Here is a 5160-nt window from a genome sequence, read left to right as displayed (position 1 = left end):
AATCATCTTAGGCACGTCAATCTTCAAATCGTCCAGGCCAATACCGTGCACGTCAAAATCATGCTTCGCCTCTTCATACTTATGTGAAGACTCAAGCAAGGCTTTTGAAGGGATACAACCCACGTTCAAACAGGTACCACCAAGAATCTGCTTACCTGTCTCAGATGTCCACTTTTCAACACACGCAGTCTTTAAGCCAAGCTGACCACAACGAATTGCAGCAACATATCCAGCCGGACCAGAACCAATTACGATTACATCATACTTATTTGACATTTATATTTATCTCCCGGTTCTCGACTTAAATTTCTAGAAGAATTCTAGCTGGATCTTCAATCATTTCCTTGATCGCAACCAGGAACTGAACAGCTTCTTTACCATCAATCATTCGATGGTCATAAGACAAAGCAAGGTACATCATCGGCAAGATCACAACCTCACCATTAACAGCCATAGGTCTCTCTTGAATCTTATGCATACCCAAAATCGCCGTTTGAGGCGGATTCAAGATTGGCGTAGACATCAAGGAACCGAATACACCACCGTTAGAAATAGTGAAAGTACCGCCTGTCATTTCTTCAATAGAGAGCTTACCGTTACGGGCTTTTTGACCATACTCTTTGATTGATCCTTCAATTGTTGCCAAGCTCATACCATCTGCATCGCGTAAGACTGGTACTACCAGGCCTTTATCACTTGATACCGCTACACCAATATCCTGATAACCATGATAAACAATTTCATCACCATCGATTGACGCATTAACTGCCGGGAAGCGCTTCAAGGCTTCAGCAGCTGCTTTAACGAATAAGGACATGAAACCAAGCTTAGTGCCATCATGCTTCTTCTCAAACAACTCTTTATATTGTTTTCTAAGATCCATTAAGGGCTTCATGTTAACCTCATTAAAGGTGGTCAACATGGCAGTATTTTGACTTGCATCCAACAATCGACGTGCAATGCTTGCTCTTAAGCGAGTCATAGGCACTCGTTTTTCAGCGCGAGCGCCAAGATCAAGCGCTACTGGCGCAGCAGGGGCCGATACTGGCTTACTAGCTGGCGCAGCAGCGGCCAGAGCAGGTGCACTAGTAGCAGTTGCAAGGTGCGCAACAACATCCTCTTTTGTCAAACGACCGTCTTTACCACTTGCTGCAATAGCTGACGGATCAAGACTATTTTCTTGCACCAATTTTTTAGCAGCCGGGCTCATGATAACTTCGGCAGCAGGGGCCGACTCTTCAGTCGCCGCCGGAGCCGCTTCAGCTGCGGGTGCTGCGGCACTTGTACCGCTTGCGCCAGCTGTAAACTTACCGATGACTTCGCCACTTAGGACAATATCGCCCTCTTGCTTTAAAATAGATTCAATCACACCATCATCTGGCGCAACGACTTCAAGAACGACTTTATCAGTTTCTATATCGACGATGAGTTCATCACGCGATACCTGCTCTCCAGCTTGCTTATGCCAAGTGGCAACTGTTCCATCCGCGACTGACTCTGGGAAGGTTGGGGCTTTAATTTCTGTAGACATTTCCAATCCTTATTAAACTATTCAACATCAAACGCTTGGTTAACTAGCGCATTTTGTTCTTCAACATGTACCGAAATATAGCCTGCAGCAGGAGCAGCGGAGCTTTTACGTCCGGCGTATCTTAAATATATTTTTTCATCAATTTCTTTGAGCACTCGACGCATTCTATGCTGCGTTGGATACCATGCACCCTGATTTTGGGGCTCTTCCTGACACCAAACAACATCACTTGCTTTCGGGTACTGTTCCAAGATGGCCTTAAGATCATCCCCAGGGAACGGATACAATTGCTCGATACGAATCACCGCAGTATCAGTAATTTCATTATGCTGTTGGAAATTCAACAGGTCATAATAAACCTTACCGCTACACATAATGACGCGTTTTATATTGCGAACATCATCAACATAGCTATCGCCAATAACTGTCTGGAATGTACCTGAGCTCAAATCATCAAGCGTTGAGGTAGCTTCTTTGTGACGAAGTAAACTCTTCGGCGTAATGGCGATCAGAGGCTTCCTCAAAGGTCGTTTAACCTGACGACGAAGCATATGGAACACCTGTGCTGGCGTAGTTGGCACACAAACCTGGATATTATGCTCAGCACACAACTGCAAGTAGCGTTCCAAGCGAGCGGAGGAGTGTTCAGGACCCTGACCTTCATAACCGTGAGGTAGTAGCATGGTTAGGCCACATAGGCGCCCCCACTTTAACTCACCACTGGTAATAAACTGGTCAATAACAACTTGTGCGCCGTTTGCGAAGTCACCAAACTGAGCTTCCCAAACTACGAGTGCACCAGGGTTGGTCGTTGCAAAACCATATTCAAAGGCAAGAACCGCCTCTTCCGATAACAAGGAGTCGATAATCTCGCACTTAGGCTGATCTTCTTTGATATTCTGCAAAGGCACATAAGTCGATCCATCTGTCTGGTTGTGTAAAACAACATGACGATGAGAGAAGGTACCGCGACCAACATCTTGACCTGAGATACGAATTTCATGACCTTCTGCTAGCAAACTAGCATAAGCCATTACCTCGCCATAACCCCAGTTCAGCGGCATTGCGCCCTGATTCATTTTATTTCGATCTTCAATGATCTTCTGAACCTGCTTCTGAATAGGAAAGCCTTCATGTATCGCACCTAGCTTTTTACCTAAACGCTGCAAGGTTTTGGCATTGACCGAAGTCTTAGCCTTAGCTGTCCACTCATGGCCAATGAATGGCGTCCAGTCAACATACATAGACTTATTCGGTTCCAGAACCAAACTCTTGGTAACATGATCACCGTTCTCTAGTGCTGAACGGTAGTCATTTTCAAGCTTTTTAGACTGTTCTTGTGAGATCACCTGCTCTTCAAGTAAGCGCTCAGAGTAGATAGAACGAGTTGTCTTCAAGCTCTTGATCACTTGATACATTAATGGCTGCGTGCCCGAAGGCTCATCCGCCTCGTTATGACCACGACGGCGATAGCAGAACAAGTCAATAACGACATCTTTCTTAAACTGATTGCGGAAATCAATTGCAACCTGAGTAGCAAACAAAACAGCTTCGGGGTCATCACCATTTACATGCAAGATTGGCGCTTCGATCATCTTTGCAACGTCGGTACAATACTCTGTTGAGCGCGTGTCTTCACGCTTATTGGTGGTAAAGCCAACCTGGTTATTAATAATAATATGTACGGAACCACCCGTACCATAACCACGAGTTTGTGACATCTGGAAGGTTTCCATCACCACACCCTGACCTGCAAACGCAGCATCGCCATGCATGATAATAGGTACGACAGAATCCCGACGCTCATCTTCCCTTCTACCCTGGCGCGCTCGAACCGAGCCTTCAACAACCGGAGAAACAATCTCAAGATGTGAGGGGTTAAACGATAAGGCTAGATGCACTTCGCCACCTGGCGTCATCACATTCGATGAAAAGCCCTGGTGGTATTTAACGTCACCGGAACCAATATCATGGAGTTTTTTACCGTCAAACTCATCGAACAAGTCTTTCGGGTTTTTACCAAGCGTATTCACCAAAACGTTTAGGCGACCACGGTGAGCCATACCTATAACGATTTCTTTAGCACCATAACCACCGGCACGCTGAATCAGCTCATCCATCATCGGGATCAGACTTTCACCACCCTCCAAGCCAAAGCGTTTGGTACCTGGGTAACGAGAGCCAAGATATTTTTCTAAGCCTTCTGCTGCTGTTAAACGCTCTAGCAGATGGTAGCGCGTATCAAATTCGTAATTGGGCTTACCTTTTACTGACTCAATACGCTCTTGAAACCATGTACGAATATCTGTGTCTACGATATGCATGTACTCAGCGCCAAGCGATGAGCAATAGGTTTCTTTCAGTCCGTTAACAATCTCTCGAAGACTCAACTCATCGGAACCGAAGACCAAGTTACCAATCTGAAATTCGGTATCCAGGTCGGCCTCGCTCAAACCGTGATATTCAAGCTCCAAATCAGGAACATCAACCCGCTCCATCAAACCTAAGGGATCAAGCTTTGCTGCCTGGTGGCCACGAATTCGATAGGAGTTAATCAATTGAGCGACTTTAACTTGCTTCTTATCGTGCTCAGAGGTTGCGCTTGCGGGAGTAGTCAGTTCGTGACTTGCGTATTTGTTTTTGGAAAGGTGGAGAAACTGTTCACGAATGGTCGAATGAGGGATGTCTTTCTTAGCATGACCATTAACTCTTGGGAGTTGGTCAAAGTAGCTTCGCCATTCTTCAGAGACGCTGTTAGGATCAGCCAAATAAGCGTCGTACAGCTGTTCAACGTATACTAAATTTCCGCCAGACAAGTGAGATGTCCGCCAGAGTTGTTCCATGATGCTTTCTTGCATTAAAAGCTCGCCTTAGTTAGCAGTAAATGCGAATACCAGGCACTATCTTATTGGCGGCCAATATGTATCTCTAAGATACCTATACGTAGCCTAACGATAAAAAGCGATTTCGCCTTGTAACGCCCTACATAACAGGCTCGGATGACTGCTGCCTCAAAGATAATACGGGTGTTACCCGATTCCCCAGTGGTTATTATTTCTCAGCGAACTGCAAATTCGGCTTTTTGGGCTTACTTTACAGTTTCCTAAGTTTTCAGACCTAGGCTAAAGCACTAGGTCTGAAAGGATTCATCACTTGATTATAGACATAAATTCAAAACTTGCAGATTATTGCAATTGATTATGTCTCGACGGCAGAAAGTCTACCCTGACCACTACCGTCTTCAGCACTATTAAGTTGAGCGCTGCAACAACATATTTCTAATATGACCAATAGCTCGCGTTGGATTAAGCCCCTTAGGACAAACGCTAACGCAGTTCATGATACCCCGACAACGGAAAACACTGAAAGGGTCATCCAAATCAGCTAAACGCTCTGCCGTAGCAGTATCACGTGAGTCAGCCAAAAATCTGTATGCCTGTAACAAACCTGATGGCCCGACAAACTTGTCAGGATTCCACCAGAATGATGGGCAAGCTGTTGAACAACAAGCACATAAGATACATTCATACAATCCATCCAGCTTTTCACGATCTTGAGGCGTCTGTATACGCTCAATAGCAGGTGCTGGCGTATCATTAATCAAGAATGGCTTAATTTTCTCGTATTGC

General features: G+C 45.3%; 4 protein-coding genes. All 4 read right to left on the bottom strand.

The window, feature by feature from the left end; translation table 11 throughout:
• The coding region (locus A3757_RS02200) for an FAD-dependent oxidoreductase (protein WP_156506114.1) at positions 1-276 on the bottom strand (276 nt) is incomplete at its 3' end.
• Positions 277-301: 25 nt separating this feature from the next.
• Positions 302-1531, bottom strand: coding sequence for a 2-oxoglutarate dehydrogenase complex dihydrolipoyllysine-residue succinyltransferase (gene odhB / locus A3757_RS02195; protein WP_068739092.1), 1230 nt, complete (start codon positions 1529-1531; stop codon positions 302-304).
• 17 nt (positions 1532-1548) lie between these two features.
• Positions 1549-4389, bottom strand: a complete 2841-nt coding sequence (locus tag A3757_RS02190; RefSeq protein WP_068512320.1) for a 2-oxoglutarate dehydrogenase E1 component — start codon at positions 4387-4389, stop codon at positions 1549-1551.
• Positions 4390-4781: 392 nt separating this feature from the next.
• Positions 4782-5160: 4Fe-4S dicluster domain-containing protein (locus A3757_RS02185; RefSeq protein WP_156506113.1), on the bottom strand; the 379-nt coding region annotated here is incomplete at its 5' end.

Source organism: Oleiphilus sp. HI0117 (assembly GCF_001635235.1).
The sequence above is the reverse complement of the archived record's forward strand: the minus strand, read 5'-3'. Positions and strand labels throughout refer to the sequence as shown.